The 17,743-nt window shown below is 66.4% G+C and carries 15 protein-coding genes and 1 pseudogene; 8 read left to right on the forward strand and 8 right to left on the reverse strand.

All coding sequences use genetic code 11. The features are described from left to right. Positions 1 to 144: 144 nt before the first annotated feature. Positions 145 to 543 (forward strand): GreA/GreB family elongation factor, encoded by a 399-nt coding sequence (locus G3N93_RS17385; RefSeq protein WP_105392045.1) that lies wholly within the window; start codon positions 145 to 147, stop codon positions 541 to 543. Positions 544 to 718: 175 nt separating this feature from the next. On the opposite strand, the gene G3N93_RS17390 is transcribed toward G3N93_RS17385, so the two are convergent. Then, entirely contained in the window at positions 719 to 1,837 is a 1,119-nt protein-coding gene (locus G3N93_RS17390) for a porin (protein WP_174946240.1), read from the reverse strand. Positions 1,838 to 2,446: 609 nt separating this feature from the next. Here G3N93_RS17390 and G3N93_RS17395 point away from each other — a divergent pair. Beyond that, entirely contained in the window at positions 2,447 to 2,821 is a 375-nt protein-coding gene (locus G3N93_RS17395) for a YXWGXW repeat-containing protein (protein ID WP_174937261.1), read from the forward strand. Positions 2,822 to 3,307: 486 nt separating this feature from the next. Here the strand turns inward: G3N93_RS17395 and G3N93_RS17400 are convergent, their stop codons facing one another. After that, on the reverse strand, positions 3,308 to 3,694 hold the full coding sequence (locus tag G3N93_RS17400; protein WP_174937307.1) for a helix-turn-helix domain-containing protein: 387 nt from the start codon (positions 3,692 to 3,694) through the stop codon (positions 3,308 to 3,310). 329 nt (positions 3,695 to 4,023) lie between these two features. Here G3N93_RS17400 and G3N93_RS17405 point away from each other — a divergent pair, with 329 nt between their 5' ends. The 3 genes from G3N93_RS17405 (at position 4,024) to G3N93_RS17415 (ending at position 7,595) form a co-directional block, all read left to right on the forward strand. Then, the gene (locus G3N93_RS17405; protein ID WP_174946245.1) at positions 4,024 to 4,500 is read left to right on the forward strand and encodes a nuclear transport factor 2 family protein; all 477 of its coding nucleotides are present in this window, start codon (positions 4,024 to 4,026) and stop codon (positions 4,498 to 4,500) included. A gap of 234 nt (positions 4,501 to 4,734) precedes the next feature. Continuing rightward, a complete protein-coding gene (locus tag G3N93_RS17410) occupies positions 4,735 to 5,550 on the forward strand; it encodes a helix-turn-helix transcriptional regulator (protein ID WP_241011762.1) in 816 nt (271 codons plus the stop codon). 419 nt (positions 5,551 to 5,969) lie between these two features. Next, positions 5,970 to 7,595: an amidohydrolase gene (locus G3N93_RS17415; protein WP_206133577.1), complete on the forward strand. Its 1,626-nt coding sequence runs from the start codon at positions 5,970 to 5,972 to the stop codon at positions 7,593 to 7,595. A gap of 19 nt (positions 7,596 to 7,614) precedes the next feature. Here the strand turns inward: G3N93_RS17415 and G3N93_RS17420 are convergent. From G3N93_RS17420 to G3N93_RS17430, 3 genes and pseudogenes are all read right to left on the reverse strand, one after another. Continuing rightward, positions 7,615 to 8,230, reverse strand: a pseudogene (locus tag G3N93_RS17420) (cysteine hydrolase family protein). Between the two features lie 173 nt (positions 8,231 to 8,403). Further along, a complete protein-coding gene (locus G3N93_RS17425) occupies positions 8,404 to 9,654 on the reverse strand; it encodes an MFS transporter (RefSeq protein WP_174937251.1) in 1,251 nt (416 codons plus the stop codon). Between the two features lie 156 nt (positions 9,655 to 9,810). Next, positions 9,811 to 11,127 (reverse strand): MFS transporter, encoded by a 1,317-nt coding sequence (locus G3N93_RS17430; protein ID WP_206133578.1) that lies wholly within the window; start codon positions 11,125 to 11,127, stop codon positions 9,811 to 9,813. 295 nt (positions 11,128 to 11,422) lie between these two features. Here G3N93_RS17430 and G3N93_RS17435 point away from each other — a divergent pair, with 295 nt between their 5' ends. Continuing rightward, the gene (locus G3N93_RS17435; RefSeq protein WP_206133579.1) at positions 11,423 to 12,340 is read left to right on the forward strand and encodes a LysR family transcriptional regulator; all 918 of its coding nucleotides are present in this window, start codon (positions 11,423 to 11,425) and stop codon (positions 12,338 to 12,340) included. 208 nt (positions 12,341 to 12,548) lie between these two features. After that, positions 12,549 to 13,118 (forward strand): VOC family protein, encoded by a 570-nt coding sequence (locus tag G3N93_RS17440; RefSeq protein ID WP_206133580.1) that lies wholly within the window; start codon positions 12,549 to 12,551, stop codon positions 13,116 to 13,118. 13 nt (positions 13,119 to 13,131) lie between these two features. On the opposite strand, the gene G3N93_RS17445 is transcribed toward G3N93_RS17440, so the two are convergent. Beyond that, positions 13,132 to 14,184, reverse strand: coding sequence for an RNA-guided endonuclease TnpB family protein (locus tag G3N93_RS17445; RefSeq protein WP_206123331.1), 1,053 nt, complete (start codon positions 14,182 to 14,184; stop codon positions 13,132 to 13,134). A 119-nt stretch (positions 14,185 to 14,303) separates the two neighbouring features. Between G3N93_RS17445 and G3N93_RS17450 the strand changes: the two genes are divergently transcribed. Then, positions 14,304 to 15,059, forward strand: coding sequence for a glucose 1-dehydrogenase (locus G3N93_RS17450; protein ID WP_206123332.1), 756 nt, complete (start codon positions 14,304 to 14,306; stop codon positions 15,057 to 15,059). A 195-nt stretch (positions 15,060 to 15,254) separates the two neighbouring features. Here the strand turns inward: G3N93_RS17450 and G3N93_RS17455 are convergent, their stop codons facing one another. Together G3N93_RS17455 and G3N93_RS17460 are read right to left on the reverse strand one after the other, a co-directional pair. Next, positions 15,255 to 16,769: a cytosine permease gene (locus tag G3N93_RS17455; protein WP_174937239.1), complete on the reverse strand. Its 1,515-nt coding sequence runs from the start codon at positions 16,767 to 16,769 to the stop codon at positions 15,255 to 15,257. A gap of 202 nt (positions 16,770 to 16,971) precedes the next feature. After that, the gene (locus G3N93_RS17460; RefSeq protein ID WP_206133581.1) at positions 16,972 to 17,619 is read right to left on the reverse strand and encodes a glutathione S-transferase family protein; all 648 of its coding nucleotides are present in this window, start codon (positions 17,617 to 17,619) and stop codon (positions 16,972 to 16,974) included. Positions 17,620 to 17,743: the final 124 nt, after the last annotated feature.

Here is a 17,743-nt window from a genome sequence, read left to right on the forward strand (position 1 = left end):
TCGACGCACGGCTCAGGCGCCGCTCGCCCCTGCCCGGCGCCTGATCTGACGGCTCGGTCTCCTCCCGGAGCCAGGTCAGACAGGCTCCGGGCGATCCCCATAGGCACGCCACGCCTGCCCCTGCCGATCATTTGGAGAACTGCCATGAAACAACGCCTTTACCAGTTGACTGAACTCGACGTTGCTCGCCTCGAGAAGCACGCCGAACACAACCCGCGCTTCCAGACGATGCTCGATACGCTTCTTGAGCGCGCCGACATCGTCCAGCCCGACGCCATCAAGGCGAACGTCGTCACGATGAACTCGCAGATCACGCTGCTCGACGAAGCGACCCAGGAACAAGCCACCTGGACGATTGTTTACCCGGACGCCGCCAATCTCGAGCTCGGCCGCCTGAACGTCTTCTCGCCCGTCGGCATGGCCCTGCTGGGCACCCAGCGCGGCCAGATGGTCAAGGTGATGCAGCCGAGCGGCACCGAAAAGCTGATGAAGGTCGCCGCGATCGTGTTCCAGCCGGAAGCCAACGGCGAATACACGCGCTGAGCCACTGCCGCCGGCATCGCGCCGCAGCGGCACACAACGAGAAAAGCGAGGCACAGGCCTCGCTTTTTTACGTCCGGACGACGCGAATCGACGACATCACATTCCGCAGATGAAAAAAAAGGCGCCCGAAGGCGCCTTTTTCGATGCTGCGAAGCGGGTTACCCCGCCGTCACGCTTAGAAGCGGTGACGCAGACCAACCGTTGCTGCGGTTTGGTTGATCGACGAGCTCGGCAGGTTGTCGCTGAAGTTGCTGCCGTTGTAGATCGATGCGCCAATGCCGTTCTTCGCTGCACGCTGGTACACAGCTTGTGCGTAGACGTCCGTGCGCTTCGACAGTGCGTAGTCAGCTTGCAGACCGAACTGGTTCCAGTGCGTGCTGCCGTTGTTGATCTTCGCGTTCGTGTACGTGTAAGCAGCACCCAGGCCGAGAGCCGGCGTCAGGTTGTACTTTGCGTTGATTTCGTAGTTGTCGGTGCGCAGCGTGCTCAGACCAACTGCGTTGTTGTCCAGACGTGCTTGCGTCCATGCAGCGCCGACTTGTGCCGGGCCGAATGCGTAACCAGCAGCAGCACCGTACGTGCGGACGCGGCCTTGGCTAGCGATGCCACCGATCGCCGACGACGTTGCGCCGTTTGCGTTCGTGCCGTCACCCAGGTTCGCTTGCGAGTACGCAGCAGCCAGCTTCAGACCTTGGAACTGGTATGCAGCGCCCGCGCTGTATGCACGGTTGTTGCCGAAGTTCGTGTTGTTCGAGAACGAGTACGTACCGCCGAATTGCAGGCCAGCGTAGTTCGCGCTCGTGAACTTGATCGTGTTGTTCTGAGCGACATCACCGTTCGTGCTCAGACGGTCGAGGTTCAGCGGGTGCGCGAAGTACGTGCCGCCCCACGAGCCCGTTGCCGTCAGCGGCGCCAGGTAGTCTTGCGTTGCGTCATACTGCTTACCCAGCGTGACCGTGCCGTACTGGCTCGACAGGCCGACGAAAGCTTGGCGGTTGAACATGCCGTTGCTGTTCGCGAACTTGCCGTTACCGATGTTGAAGCCGCTTTCCAACGTGAAGATTGCCTTCAGGCCGCCACCCAGGTCTTCCGAGCCACGCAGGCCGAAACGGCTCTGGTCGATGCCCGAACCCATCGCAAAACGCGACTTGCCAGCTTGGCCGACTGCCGGCTGGACGTTGCTCGTGTAGGTGATGCCTGCGTCCAGCACGCCGTACAGCGTGACGCTGCTTTGCGCGTGAGCGACGGTAGCAAACGATGCTGCAGCTGCTGCAACGATCAGAGTCTTGTTCATTCGTGGAGCTCCCTTCTAAAAAGAGGCAGGTCTCGCGACCTTGTTCATAAACGGTCTGCAACCGCCCGGGAGCGCCATCGATCCTGCTGGCCGCGCCCGGATAGTTGCCCGTTTGGGAACCGTGAGTTTAGGGGTGTACCCTAGGGGAGCGATCCGCAAATAAAGAAATAAGCTTTTCCAGAACTAGAAATAATAGAAATGGGGCCGCGTTATAAGTATTTGTTTTGACGTTTGTTTTTGACTTCTTGACGGGGGCATTTTGGAGGCTTTCATCGCACCATTCTTTCATGTCATCGTCTTGACGGTTGCATAGAAACAACAAACGGATTCAGCGCGACACCCCCAAATCGGCAAATTTTACCCAATTTGGTCTCGAATTTCAGGCTCCGGGCCCCGGGAGCGCATCCGTCAGCCAGTCAACAGGGCTCGACATTCGTTCAGCGGGTCGCACCCACCCGTCAGCCACATATATAGAAAGGCCGGCCGCCACCGGCCGACGGCTTTCCCGCCCGCCGTGACAGACGGTAACAGCCTTAACCGCTCGCGTAACCCGGCCGGCCGACTGGCAGGCTAATGTAAGGCAGCCTCGAATACAGAACAGGACACGCCATGAATCGACGCTCGTTGTTACGCGCCATCGGATTGACCGCCGCCTTCGTCGGCACCGGCGGCTGGCTCCGCGCCGCCTCGGCCCAGCCCGCGCCGCCCGTGTACCGACCGTCCGGCCCGAATCGCGTGCCCGGCGGCCCGCCCTATCCCGACCGCCCGGGCTTCGCACCGCCGGCCGCCCGGTATGACCGCCGCCCGCCGCCGCCACGGCCCCACGGCTATATATGGACGGACGGCTACTGGCGCTGGCAGCGTGGCCGCTATATATGGGTGTCCGGCCGCTGGGTCGCACGGCGCCCCGGGCGTCGGTGGGTGCCCGGCTACTGGCGCCGCCAGGGACAGGTGTGGATCTACGTCGACGGTACGTGGCGATAGGCAGCCACCCGGCGCCCGGCCGGTGGCAAGACCGGGGCCGGGCGGCGCGAGCGAACCCGTGCCGTTCGGCTCCGACATCATGATGCCCGGCAGGCGCCCCAACGATTCCTGCCCCACCCCGCCCCGATGCCGGCGCGCAAGCCGGGGGCGAGGCTTCCGGTCACGCAACCTCGACCATCGACCTGCTCGCCGATCCATGGCGCACCATCCCGCCTCGACCGGATCCTGACGCACCTGTCATGCACGATGCGGCGGAGGATCACCACTTCGGTCGCCACGGAGCATGCTCCGTAAACAGGGCATCGCCAGCGCACTACCGCCTTCGGGATGAACGGAACGCATCGAAGTATCGGTGCCCCACCTCGGCAATATCTTCGGATAACGAAATAATTTGATGGCGACACACATGCGCTTGTGCCATGTCTTGTCGCATCACACCCGATCCTCGGCACAACGCCCATCGACAAGACGGCGCAAGCGCCCCGCTCAGCGCCCGCCGCCCTCCAGCTCCCGTGCACGACGTCGCGCGACGCAGATCGCGCGATGATGTTCGTCGGCCCACCGGATCATCGCCTGCATCGGCGTCAGGAACGAACGCCCGAGATCGGTCAGCGCATATTCGACACGCGGCGGCACTTCCGCGAACAGCGTGCGACTGACGAAGCCGTCCTGCTCGAGCCGCTTGAGCGTACGCGACAGCATCTGGTTCGACACGTCGCCGATCGTCCGGCCGAGTTCGTTGAAACGCATCGTCCCGCCGGACAGCGTCTCGAGCACGAGCAGGCTCCACTGGTCGCCGATGCGGTCGAGCACATCGCGAATCGGGCATGGCTGATCGAGTTCGACGGGTTCATCGGCAGGCGGGAACGGCATGACTGGATTCTCTTTCATGGGCAACGCATGGTCAGCGCGGTGTGACCTGTTCACACCGCGCTGACTTCTTGTGACGGGTTCGCGGCAACTGTACCATTCGATCGACCCGACAGCCGCGCGGATTCGCCAGTTCAACGAAGCATGACGACGGCGCGCGGCCTCGCCTGGCCGGTATCGCGACGATTCGGGCTGGGCGATGAATCCCTCGCGTCGACATGGCTCGCGTATCCGCAACCATGCGCCGTCTCCAGCCGATCGCTGCGGCAGGCTCGCCCCGCCGTCGCGCATCGCGCACCCACCCACGCTTCGTCAGACAAGGAACCCGCAAGATGTCATCGCTCCGCTCCCCCGTTCGCGCCGTTGCCGCGCTCGTCCTGCTGGCCGCGTCGACGGCCGCGCTGGCCACCGGCCCGGCCGCGCGCGACCTCGCCGCCGAGGAAGCCAACCGCCAGCTCGTGCTGACGTTCTACGACCGCTTCTTCAACAAGCACGAAGCCGTCGAGGCCGCCGCCGTCGTCGCGGACGACTACAAGCAGCACAACCCGCACGTACCCGACGGCAAGAAGCCGTTCGTGTCGTACTTCGTCGGCGCGTTCCAGAAGAACCCGGCATCGCGCGCGCGCATCGTACGCAGCGCAACCGACGGCGACCTCGTCTACCTGCACGTGCATGCGACCGAGCGCCCGGGCGACCGCGGCGAAGCGGTCGTCGACATCTTCCGCGTGAAGGACGGCAAGATCGTCGAACACTGGGACGTGATCCAGCCGGTACCGGAAAAGTCCGCGAACGCGAACACGATGTTCTGACGCGCGGGGCCGGCACATGGTGTGCAACGATGCGCACCACCCGTCGGCGGACGATCGGCCGCCCGCGGGGCAAGCGCGCATGCCCCGCGCCGGCGAAGTCCCCTACAATCGAGCTTCGCCGCCGCGCCGGCCTCCGTCCCGCCTGACCGCACCGCCAGCCGCTGCACCGCCGGCGCGCCGTCGTACGCGATGCACGGCCGGCACGGGCGGCCGTTCGCGCAGACGGTGTCAACGATGAGCCCCGCCCATATTTCCCTGAACAACGCCGGCGACCTGGTCGCCAGCCTCGGCAGTCCGCAGTTTCCCGCCCGGCTCTGGGCGTGGCTGCGCGAAACCGTCGACCCGCAGTCCCACTACAGTGTCGCGACGCGCTACCGCCGCGATGCGCCGTCGCAGTCGGTCGACAGCGTCGACGTGCTGTTCTTCGCGGGCGGCGACGATCCCGACGGCACGCGCCACGCGCTCGATCTGTATACACAGGGCGACTGGCGCACCGACACGCTGCTCCCGCATATCGAGCGCGCCACCGATTCGCAGCTCGTCTTCTCGTGCAACGAGGACATCGATACGGCAACCGAATACGGCCGCCAGTTCGCGCTCGGCGAACTCGGTGAAGACTGCACGCTGATCGGCAGCGAGCGCGACTATGTCTATGCGTTCTCGCTGTTCCGCCGGCGCGGCCAGCCGTCCTATACGCTGGCCGAGCTGGCGCTGCTGCGGCAGCTCGGCGATTTCGTGCTGCCGCTCCTGATCCAGCATGCGCGGCTCGCCCGCCTGACGCCACGCTCGGACGACGGCGCGCTGCTGCAGCGCTTCGAACAGCGCCTGTCGGCCAGCGGCGCGGCGCTGTCGCAGCGCGAACGGCTCGTGTGCCGCGCGGTGCTGCAAGGCCAGCCGGTCCCGCAGATCGCCGACACCCTCGCGCTCAAGGCCAGCAGCGTGCGCACCTATCTCGGGCGCGCACTCGCGAAGCTCGGCGTGGCGAACCGGGCCGGACTGTTCGCATGGTGCGTGACCGAAGAGGAACCGCCGGAGGATCGCGGTCAATAGGCAGCACCTTCACGTCGCAGCAATCCCGCCCACCGCCGTTGCCTTTGTCGCGCGTTGTCCTCAAAACGATGACAGACAGCCGGCCGCCCCGCTCCTAGTATCTGACTCACCCGACGACAGGAACGCGTCGGATATCACGGAGACACGGAATGCCGAATACCGGAGGGACGCCGGCCCGCATGGCCGCGCGCGCGTCGCCCATCGCTCTGCCGATCCAGGCCTGGCGGCGCGATCGGCATGACGCTCCGGCGGCAGCCGGCCTTCACCACGACGCATCGCCGCACCTGCCGCGCAACACCGGCACCTAGTCGCCCCGCATCTCATTCCAACCCGACCGGGTTCACGCGACCGGACGAGCCACACGGCCCGCCCGCGGGACACGTGCGCCCGTCGAACATCCCCCCATCCGGAGGAGACACATGCAACACGCCGACACCGTCTATCTGAACGGCCTGCTTTACACGGGCGACGCGCAGCGCCGCTTCGCGCAGGCGCTGGCCACCAAGGACGGCAAGATCGTCGCCGTCGGCCGCGACGACGACATCCGCCAACTGGCCGGCCCCGCGACGCGCATCGTCGACCTGGCCGGCAGGCTGATGCTGCCGGGCCTCATCGACGGCCACGTGCACCCGCTCGAAGGCCACCAGATCCTCGGCGACTTCGACCTGTCCGGCATCAACGATCCCGACACGATCCTGCAGCGCATCCGCGCATGCGCCGATGCGACGCCGAACGAACCGTGGGTCTATCTCGGCGGCGCCAACCTGGCCGCATTCGGCGCGTATCCGACCCGCGAGCTGCTCGACCGGATCGTGCCCGACCGGCCGCTGCTCGTGGTCGGCTTCGACGTGCACAGCGGCTGCCTCAACACGAAAGGCCTCGAGGCGGCCGGCATCCACGCCGACACGCCCGACCCGGCCGGCGGCGTGTACGAACGCGATGCGTCCGGCGCGCCGAATGGCGTCGTGCACGAAGCGGCGTTCTACCGGGTGTGCCCGATCATTCCGCAACTGAGCCCCGCTGGCTACCCGAAGTCGCTCGCGAAAGCACACGCGATGGCGCACGGGTACGGCATCACCGGCTGGTTCGACGCGCGCGTCGAGGAGGCCGAACTCAAGGCTTACGCCGACGCGCAGCGCGCGGGCACGCTGAAGGTGTACATGAGCGCGGGCCTCTATGCGAACCCGCGCCGCGATCCGCGCGAGCAGATCGAGCGCTTTGCGAGATGGCGTCGCGAGTACGAATGCGACAACCTGCGCCTGCATACGGTGAAGATCTTCGTCGACGGCGTGCCCGAATCGAAAACCGCCGCGCTGCTCGAGCCGTACGCCGGCACCGACGACTGCGGCCTCGCACTGTGGAGCCAGGACGCGCTGAACGAGATCTGCCTGCTCGCCGATACGGCCGGCTTCGACCTGCACTTCCACACGCTCGCCGACCGCGCGGTGCGCATGACGCTCGACGCGCTCGAATACGTCCAGATCCGCAACGGCATGCGCGACCGGCGCGCGCAGCTCGCGCACCTGCAGATCGTCGATCCGGCCGACATGAGCCGCTTCAACCGGCTCGGCGCGATCGCCAGCGTGCAGACGCTGTGGACGGCCGCGCGCGAGGAACAGCAGCAGCTCTATCGCGACCTGCTCGGCGCGGAACGCACCGCACGCAACTATCCATTCCGCAGCCTGCGCAACGCGGGCGCGATGCTCGCGGCCGGCTCCGACTGGTCGGTCAGCACGATGGACCCGATGCAGATCATCCAGACGGGCGTCACGCACCTGCTGATCGACCAGCCGGACAGCCCGCCGTGGAATCCGCACGAACGACTCGACCTGCTCACGATGCTCGAGGCCTATACGGTGAACACCGCGTATGCGTTGCGCTTCGACGACTGCACGGGTTCGCTCGAAGCGGGCAAGGACGCGAGCTTCACGATCCTCGACCGCAATCCGTTCGCGCATCCGGTCGAGACGTTCGCGCAAACCCGCGCGATCGAGACGTGCTTCCGCGGCGAAGTCGTGTACGCCGCGCCGGGCTGGGCCGACTGAAGCACGAACCCGGCGGCCGTCAGGCGACGGCGAGCGCCAGCACCTGGTCGGTCGTCAGCACGTCGCCGAACGTATCCGACAGCGCGGCCAGCGTCGCGCGATGGAGGTCGCGGTGCGATACCGTGCCGCCGTCCGCGATGTCGAGGTCGCGCGTCGCGCATGCGTCGTCGACGACGATCACCGCGTAGCCGAGCGGCACCGCATCGCGTGCCGCGCCGGCGACGCATGCATGCATGCGTCATCAGGCCCGTGACGATCAGCGTGTCGATCCCGGCCGCCTTCAGGCGCGCATCGATGTCCGTCGTCGGGAACACGCTCACCGACGTCTTTTTCACCACGGTGTGATGCGCCGCCGGCTGCAGGTCCGCGTGAAAGCGAAAGCCGTCGCTGCCGTCGGCGAAGATCGGGCTGTCGGCCGTATCGACGTGCTGGACGTGAAACACCGGAATGCCTGCGCGGTCGGCGAACGCGATCACGCGCTGCGCATTGCCCAGCGCACGCGGCCCCTCCGGAATCGGCAGGCGGCCGCCGAAGTATTCATTCTGGAAATCGATCACCAGCAGCGCGGTGCGGGCAGCGCCGATCGATGTCGGCGCGGTCGCGCCCGCCAGGGTACGGATGGTCGGATGTTGCATGGGTCGCTCTCTCGGTTGGCCTGTCGAAGGAACGGCGTGCCGGGCCAGCCGGCGCCGCCGCACGCGGCCCGGATCCTCCCGGGACGCGAGGCGCCAGTGTCGGGCCGCGCGGCCTGGCGCGACAGCGGCGCGCGGGACAACGTCCGACAGGATCGGGCCAACGTGCAAACCGCCTACGACAGCGCGGCCGTTCGCGCACCCGGCTGCGTGCGGCCGTACGCGACCATCATCGCGAAACTGAGCAGGAAGCCCGCGCCGCCGATCAGCAACAGGCCGATCTCGCCGAACACGGGCAGCAGGTTCGTCAACGCGCCCGTGACGACCCACGCGACGGCCATCACCGAGCCCGCGACGCCGAGCGCCCAGCCTTGCCGATCTTCGCTGACCGCATCGGAGAACGCCGTATACATCGTCGTATACGCCACCATGTCGAAGCAGCCGACGACCATCGCGAGCGCCCACAGCACCGGCTCGTGCGGGAACAGCGCGGACAGGACCTGGCCGATGCCCGCGACGAGCAGGCCCGTCTTCGCGATGTCGACCACGCGCCACACGCGCAGCATCAGCCGCACGACGAACAGCAGCCCGAACACGAAGCAGAGCCCGATCACGCCGCTGAACAGCCCGAGCCGTGCACTCGTGTAGCCGAATTTCGCCTGCAGCAGCAGCATGATGGTCTGCAGATAGAGGCCATAGCCGACCTGCATCAGGAAGAACACCACCGACAGGAACGCGACGTTGCGCTGGCGGGCGGCCTCCCCGATGATCCGCAGCGGCAGCAGCGGATCGATGCGCGTGTCGCCGCGCGGTGCAGCCGAATCGCGATACGACGCCCAGGTCCAGAGCGCGCAGACCAGCGACAGTGCGGCGACCAGCACGAACGGCGTGCCGTAGTCGAACAGCGGCGAAATCGTGCGGTCGGACGTGACGCCGCCGAGCACGGGGCCGACGATCACGCCCGCGCTGAATGCGAGCGACATGATGCTCATGTTGTATGCCTTGTTCTCCGGCGTGCTCAGGTCGGTGATCGCCGCCTGTGCGATCCCCTGGCAGCCGGCCATCAAGCCCGTGAGCCCGCGGCCGGCCAGCAGCAGCGCGACGCTCGCGTGCCACGCGCCGGCCGCCATCATCGCGTAGCCGGCCGCGAGGCCGAGCACGCACAGCAGCAGGATCCTGCGGCGGCCGTAGCGATCGGACAGGTCGCCCATCAGCGACGAGCCGAAGAACATGCACAACGGGTAGATCCCGTAGCCGAGACCGAGGTAGAAATTGCGCGCATGCGCGCCGGCGTCGGCCGGCAGGATGCCCGCGTGCGGATCGCTGAAGATCGCGGACATCATCGGATAGACGAGCCCGAATCCCATCGCGTCGATCGCGATGGCGAGCAGGCAGGGGCCGAGCAACTTGTAATCGAGCCGGGACATGGCGACCCTCCGGACAGAGTGGATGATCGCCAAAGCGTAACGACCGGGCGGCGGTCGCGGTAGGCCGCCGCCCGCGATGCTAACCATCGGAACGACCGATACCCTGTGTGCCGCCCGCGCCGATGGTTCGCCGGTGCGGGCAACGGGCCACGGCCGCTACTTGGCGCTCAACGGCTCGCCCTGAAACCGCCGGCGCGCGAGCACGCACGGCGCGCCATCGTGCATGAACACGCTCGCGAGCAGCCCGAACGACGCCGCGAACAGCACGTACCACGCGGGCGCGACCGGCGATCCGCTCGCGTGCGTCAGCCACGTGACGATGAACGGCGCAAAGCCGCCGAACACCATCACCGCGACGTTGTAGGCGAGCGCGATGCCGGTCGAGCGCGAACGCGTCGCGAACTGCTCGGCGAGCGTGGTCGGCGCGGGCCCGTAGCAGATGCCGATGATCGTGCAGATCACGAGCTGCATCACGAGCAGGCGCCCGATGCCCGGCGCGGCAGCCAGCCACGTGAACAGCGGATACGTGACCGTCAGCAGCGCCAGCGTGCCGGCGATCAGCACGGGCCGCCGGCCGATGCGGTCGGACACGAGTGCCGCGAACGGGATCGTCACCGTCAGCAGCGCAACCGCCGCCATCTGCACCTTGAAGACCTGGTCGAGCGGCAGCCCGAAGGTCTTGTGCACGAACGTCGGCATGTTGACCAGCATCACGTAGAACACGGCCGTGCCGGTGATCGTCTGCCCCATCGACACCAGCACGCCCCGCAGGTTGTCGCGCAACACGCCCGACACGCTCGCCGGCGGCTCGACGGTCGACTTGCTCGCATCGATGAACGCCTCGGTCTCCTCCATGTGCCGGCGGATCCACAGGCCGACCGGCCCGATCAGCAGCCCCAGCGCGAACGGCACGCGCCAGCCCCAGCTATGCAGCGCCGCGTCCGACAGCGACTGCGTGGCCCACGCGCCCATCGCGGCGCCCGAGAACACCGCGAGACACTGGCCGATCAGTTGCCACGATCCGTACAGCCCGCGCCGGTTCTCCGGCGCGCTTTCCACGAGGAATGCGGTCGCGCTCGCGTATTCGCCGCCCGTCGCGAAGCCCTGCAGCAGCCGCGCGACGACGATCAGGACCGGCGCCGCCGGGCCGATCACGGCGTAAGACGGCGCGAACGTGATCAACGCGATCGACAGCGTCATCAGGAAGATGATGAGCTGCATCGCGGCCTTGCGGCCCTTGCGGTCCGCATAGAGCCCGAGCAGGATGCCGCCCACCGGGCGCATGAAGAAGCCGACGCCGAAGGTCGCGAGCGACATCAGCAGCGACGCGTACTGGCTCTCGGCGGGAAAGAACAGCCGCGCGATGATCCCGGAGAAGAAACCGTAAACGATGAAGTCGTACCACTCGAGGGTATTGCCGACGACAGCGGCAACCACCTGCCGATGCCGCGAGTTCCGACGTGAGTCGCGCATGCTTGTCTCCTGCAGTCTCATGGCGCCGCGCCAAATGCATGCCGCGTTCCGTGGCGGGCATGGGCGAATCGGCTGTTCGTATCGCCGGCAGTGAGGCACGGGCCCGCACCATCGGAGTAAAACGATCATAGGGACGCCGAAAACCCGCATCAATTAATACCCGCGGCGGATGATTAGCCGGAGATTAAATGTTTCCCCGCCGGGCTCCGCCATGCGAAAACCCCGGAAATTCGCGCATTGTTGCAGCCCCGGTTCTGCGGCAGAATCGTCGGCCGCCCTTCCCGTCGTCCGCACCATGCGCAACCGCATCAACGAAGAGATCACGTTCCGCAAGCTCGAGGTACTGCTCGCCTTCATGGAAGCCGGCAGCCTCGCGAAAGCCGCCGAAGCGCTGGGCGTCAGCACGGTCAGTGTGCATCGCGCGCTGCACACGCTCGAGGAAGGGATGCACTGCGCGCTGTTTCGCCACGAGGGGCGGAACCTGATTCCGACCGACGCCGCGCAGGTACTCGCCGAAGTCGCGGGCGAAGTGCTCAAGACGATGACGGACGGAATTCGCTCGACGCGCGAGGCCGCCGGCTACGGCGCCGGCCAGTTGAAGATCGGTTCGCTCTACTCGTTGACGATCCGCACCGTGCCCGAAGTCGTGATCGCGCTGAAGGCGCGCCGCCCCGAGCTGCAGGCCGAGCTCGTGCTCGGCTCGAACGCCGACCTGCTCGACAAGCTCCGGCAAGGCGCGATCGACGCGACGCTGATGGCGCTGCCCGAACCGGACGCCGAGATCGAGTCGATCGCGCTGTTCGAGGACGAAATGTTCTTCGCCGCGCCGATCGACTCGCCCTACGCGCGGCACGATGCCATCGATCTGTGCGCGTGCGGCGACGCACCGTTCGTGTCGCTCGGCGAAGGCTTCGCGACGCATCATGGCTTCACGGAAGCGTTTCGTTCGGCCGGCGTCACGCCGAACGTCGTGATGCGGGTGGGCGACATCTTCTCGCTGATCAACCTCGTGTCGGGCGGCGTCGGCTGTTCGCTGCTGCCCGGCCGCGTGCGCGACCTGTTCGCGCACAAGATCGCGCTCGTGCCGCTCGCCGGGCCGACGATCCGCCAGACGATCGGTTTGAGCTTCCTGCACCGGCGCGAACGCGACCCGAACCTGCTCGCGCTGGCAACCGTGTGCCGGCTGACGGTCAAGGGCCCGAACGCGCGGTAACGCGCGGATCGCCCGACCGGCAGCACCCGCCCTCTCCGTTCCGCTTCCCACACCTGCAGCGTCGCGCCCTGGCGCACCCACCTGCCCACCACACCACGACGAAGCACGCGCACTCGTCCGTTTGGACGGCACGCGGCGCGCGCTTTGTTGCGATCATGGCCGTCATTCATCGCGCGGTACGCACACGTGCATCCGCCACGGAGACGCCATGAACGACCCTGTCCTCGGCCCGATCGACCAGATCGGTTACGTGGTCGCCGATCTCGACCGCAGCATCGCGCGCTGGCGCGAACGCCACGACGTCGGCCCGTGGACCGTATTCCGCAACGTGCGCCTCGACGGCACTCATCTCGGCGAACCCGTGACGGTCACGATGGACGTCGGGCTCGCATATCGCGGCGGTCTGCAGATCGAACTGATTCACGTGACGAACGACACGCCGTCGCCGTACCGCGATGCGCATGGGCAGCCGCTCGTCGGGCTGCATCACGTCGCGTGGGTCGTCGACGATCTCGATGCCGCGCTCGCGCAGCTCACGGCCCGCGGCCTGCGTGTCGTGTTCCACGCACGCAACCCGGCCACGCGCGTCGCGTATCTCGACGACGCCGACGATCCCGGCGTGCGCGTCGAAGTAATCGAAGGCGCCGGCATGCGCGACATGATCGCTCAAGGCATCGCCGAAGCCCGTGCATGGGACGGCACCGATCCGGTTCGCATCATCGACGCGGCGGCCGCCTCCGCGCAAACCCCCTCTCACTCACAGGAGCAAGCAGCTTGACGTCCTCCTCCGCCTAAAGGCGGAGGATTCCTACACCTGGCGATGCACGTCCGCATCGGAGAATGTTCAACGCAGCGTTGGTATCTCGATCATGCTCGGCACCACAGTCACTGCAGGTCCACTCTCTTATTCTCAGTCCCGCGATACCTTTCGGCCGCGCCGTGCTGTCTTTCGACCCGCACGCCGAACAGGACTGGGTAGAACCGCTTTCGTCGACTTCCTCGAACGTGACTCCGTGCGCGATCGCTTTGTAGCGGAGCCTGTTTCGGAAGGACGACCAGGACGCGTCGTAGACGCTTTTCGCCATCCTGGTTCTGGCGAGCTTCGCGGCCGACACGTTGCCGACCGCGATGTAATCGAAACGCCGCACCAGATCGAGCGCGAGCTTGTGTTGGAAATCGGCACGGGCGTTCACCACCTTGGCGTGCAGCTTCGCGATATGCCGCCTGTGCTTTCGCGCCCGTTGCGCTTTCGCCAGCTTTTCCGCCGCGCGTCGACCGAACGGGTCATTGGGCAGCTTCTCGCCGGTCGAAAGTGTGGCGAAGTCTTTCAGGCCGAGATCGATGCCCACACCGGAACGGACCGGGCGAGCCTGAACATCCGGCATCTCGATCACGATGTTGAGAAACCAGTTGCCGCGTGCATCCTGCGCAAAGTTGGTCCCGTCCTTGATCTTGCCTTCGGGAAGCGGTCGACTGTTAAACACGCGAAACGTGTTGCCGGCGAAACGAAACGCGTCGCCCTCGCGCTTCAGGTCACGCCCCTTCAGCGGCACCCAGCCCAGCGATTTCCTGCTGCGATAGCGCAGGTAGGGCCGACGGTGCTGACTGCGCGACTTCGCGTATTGCTCGCACGTCGCGTTGATCGTGCCGGAGTGAATACCGAGTGCCTTGCTGCTGCCGGTCGTCAGCACGTTCAGGTCGAATCCTGTAGGCCACTTCTTGCCCCACTTGAGCGCGTGCTTCTGCGTGTCGTTGCAGAAGTTCCAGACGTAGTTCACCGCGCGGCTCTGCTTGTTAAGCAGTCCGTTGAGCGATTTCACCCGGTAGCGATAGACAAGGATCATGCCGGTGATCCTAACCCGTGGAAGAAGCTGTCTGTCAACAGCAATCCTTTCCTTCCCGCCATCCGCCCCGAAGAAAGTCCCCTTGGGGGAAATGGCGGGGTTTCTCGGAGCAAATTATGATGAAACGACTCGAAGGCAAGGTCGCGCTGATCACGGGCGGTGCCCGCGGCCAGGGCGAAGCGGAAGCGCGCAGGTTCGTTGCCGAAGGCGCACGCGTGGTGATCGCCGACGTGCTGGACGAAGCCGGCCGGCGTGTCGCGGCCGAACTCGGCGACGCCGCCCGTTTCCAGCATCTCGACGTGACCCGCGAAGCCGACTGGCAGACTGCCGTCGATGCGACGCTCGCGCAGTTCGGCCGGCTCGACATCCTCGTGAACAACGCGGCGATCCTGAAGCTCGTGCCGATCGAAGCGTGCTCGCTCGACGACTATCGCAAGGTGATCGACGTGAACCAGGTCGGCTGCTGGCTCGGCATGAAGTCGGCGCTTGGCGCGCTGAAGGCGGCGGGCGGCGGCTCGATCGTCAACGTGTCGTCGACGGCCGGGATGGAAGGCGTCGCGGGCGGCAGCGCATACGTGTCGAGCAAGTTCGCGGTGCGCGGGATGACGAAGGCCGCCGCGCTCGAATTCGGCCGCTACGGCATTCGCGTGAACTCGGTGCATCCGGGTGGCATCGATACGGTAATGGCGCGCCCGCCCGAGTTCGCGGATTTCGATCCGTCGTCGATCTACAGCGGCCTGCCGATCGCGCGCATCGGCAAGCCGGACGAAGTGGCGAGCCTCGTGCTGTTCCTCGCGTCCGACGAATCCGCGTACTGCACGGGATCGGAATTCATCGTCGACGGCGGGATGCTCGCAGGCAGTTCGTTCCACTGACACGCATCACGGTCGACAAGCGCCCGCCAATCCGGCGGGCGTTTTCGTTTGCGCCTTCGTTGGCGTTTTCGGCCCGCCGCATGGAAAGTACGGGCGCCCCTTCAGGCAACCACGCGCCCGAAAACAACGATGCCGCCGGCGGCTCTCCCGCGCGGCGGCATCGTCATTTACGGCGCAACACACCACGCGCCGCGCTTACCCCTTCGGCTGGATCGCCGGTACGCCATTGCCGCGCACCGCCTGCCTGCCGCCGCGCACGAAACGTCGCCCGTACGGACCGTACACGCCGTCCGGTTCCGGATACAGCGTCAGCAGCACGAAATACAGCACGCCTCCCATCAGCAGCGACACCGGCACGCTCAGGTCGAGCCCGCCCGCGAGGTTGCCGAGCGGCCCGACGAACTGGCCCGGCAGGTTCACGAACGACAGCCCGACGAACGCGGCCGGCAGCCACGCACCCATCGCGCGCACGTTCCAGCCGTGCGTGAACCAGTAGTGGCCGCCGTGCAGCCCGCGGTTGAACACCTGCAGGTCGTCCGCGAGATAGTAGCCGCGCCGCGTCACGTAGCCGATCACCATGATCGCCATCCACGGGCAGCTGAACGTATCGATCAGCGTCGAGAACGTCGCGACGCTTTCGACGAGGTTGAACCAGAAGCGGCCGACGAAGATGAACGCGATCGCGATCGTGCCGATCAGCAGCGTCGCACGCACGCGGTTCAGCAGGCGCGGGAACATGCTCGATACGTCGAGGCCGGTGCCGTACAGCGCGGTCGTGCCGGTCGACATCCCGCCGATGATCGCGATCAGGCACATCGGCAACAGGAACCAGTGCGGCGAGATCGCGAGCAGCCCGCCGACGTAGTCGTTCGACGCGATGAACGCGGGCGCCTTCGTCGCGATGATCGTCGCGGTCGCGAGGCCGAAGAAGAACGGCACGAAGGTCGCGATCTGCGCGGCGAACACGGCGCCCATCACGCGATGCTTCGGTGTGTTCTGCGGGATGTAGCGCGCCCAGTCGCCGAGGGTCGACGCGAACGACACCGGGTTGCTCAGCGCCACCAGCACCGCGCCGACGAACGCGGCCCAGAAGCCGGCGCTGCCCTGCTGCACCGTGCCCGCGTAGTTCATGTCGAACAGGCCGGCGAACGCGAACAGGCCGGCGACGAACAGCACGCTCGCAGCCCACACGGCGATCTTGTTGACCCACAGCATGAAGCGGAAGCCGTAGATGCAGACGATCAGCACGAGCACCGCGAACACCATGTACGCCGCACCGAGCGTGAAGCCGTTGACGGGCACGCCGACCATGTTGTGCGCGCCGCCGACGAGCGCGTCGCCCGAGCTCCACACCGCGAGCGAGAAGAACGCGATCGACGTGAGCAGCGCGAGGAACGAACCGACGATCCGGCCGTGGATGCCGAAATGCGCGCCGGACGACACGGGGTCGCTCGTCCCGTTGCGCGGGCCGAACAGGCTCATCGGCGCGAGGATGCAGGTGCCGGCGAGCACGCCGAGCACGATCGCGCAGACACCCGCCTTGAACGACAGCCCGACCAGCACGGGAAAGCTGCCGAGCACCGATGTGGAAAATGTATTGCAGCCGCCGAACAGCAACCTGAACAGATCGATCGGCCGCGCATAGCGCGATGCATCGGGAATGCGCTCGAAACCGAACGACTCGACCTGCGTAATCCTGCCTTCACTCATTTGTCTCCAACTCCTCTGGTGCGTCTGTACTACCCGGGACTGCGGCGATACGACACATCGTCATCGATTCGCGGCCACTCTAAACCGGATCGCGCGGCGCAAATATCACGCATTCGAGACGTTTACGACGAAGGAGAACGATGTTTCCCGGCAGGCCGGCGGCCGGTGCCCGCGCCATCCGTGCGGCGCGGACGATGCGAAGTCAGCGCGCGCCCTCCGCCGCCGGCGCGCGGCATGCGATCAGGCCCCGCTGAACGGCCTGCCGCGCCTCGATGCCGGCGAGCCAGCGCGCGACGTGCGGGTAGTCGGCAAGGTCGAGATCGAGTTCGGGCGCCGTGCGCAGCCACGGAAACGCGGCGATGTCGGCGATCGAGTACCGCGACGACGCGAGATACGCCGATTCCGCCAAGCGGCCGTTCACGACCCCATAGAGGCGCCGCGCCTCGTTCCGGTAGCGCTCGAGCGCCTGCGCATTGACCTCCTTCGATGCATGCAGGAACCACCAGAGCTGGCCGAGCATCGGCCCGATCCCGCCGATCTGGAAGTGCAGCCATTGCTGGACCGCCGTGCGCTCGGCCAGCGTGTCGGGCTGCAGAACGCCCGTCTTCGCGGCGAGATAGCCGAGGATCGCGCCGGATTCGAACACGGTCAGCCCGGCATCGTGGTCGACGATGGCCGGAATCTTGCCGTTCGGGTTGATCGCGAGAAACGCCGGGCTGCGCTGCTCGCCGGCGGAGAGATTCACGTGCACGCGGTCGTAGGTGAGCCCGGCCTCTTCCAGGTAAATGGCGATCTTGTGTCCGTTCGGCGTGTCGGCCGTATGGAACGTGAGGGGATGCGTCGAGATCATGTCGGTCCTTGTCTTCCGGTTATCGTTGCAACTACAATCGTTGCAATTGCAATCCTATGCCGGAACCCATCACCCCGGCGACATGCCAGTACTTGAAGGAGGGACATGCAGACTGCGCGATCCG

This window comes from Burkholderia sp. Se-20378 (genome assembly GCF_017104665.1).
GTDB lineage: Bacteria > Pseudomonadota > Gammaproteobacteria > Burkholderiales > Burkholderiaceae > Burkholderia > Burkholderia lata.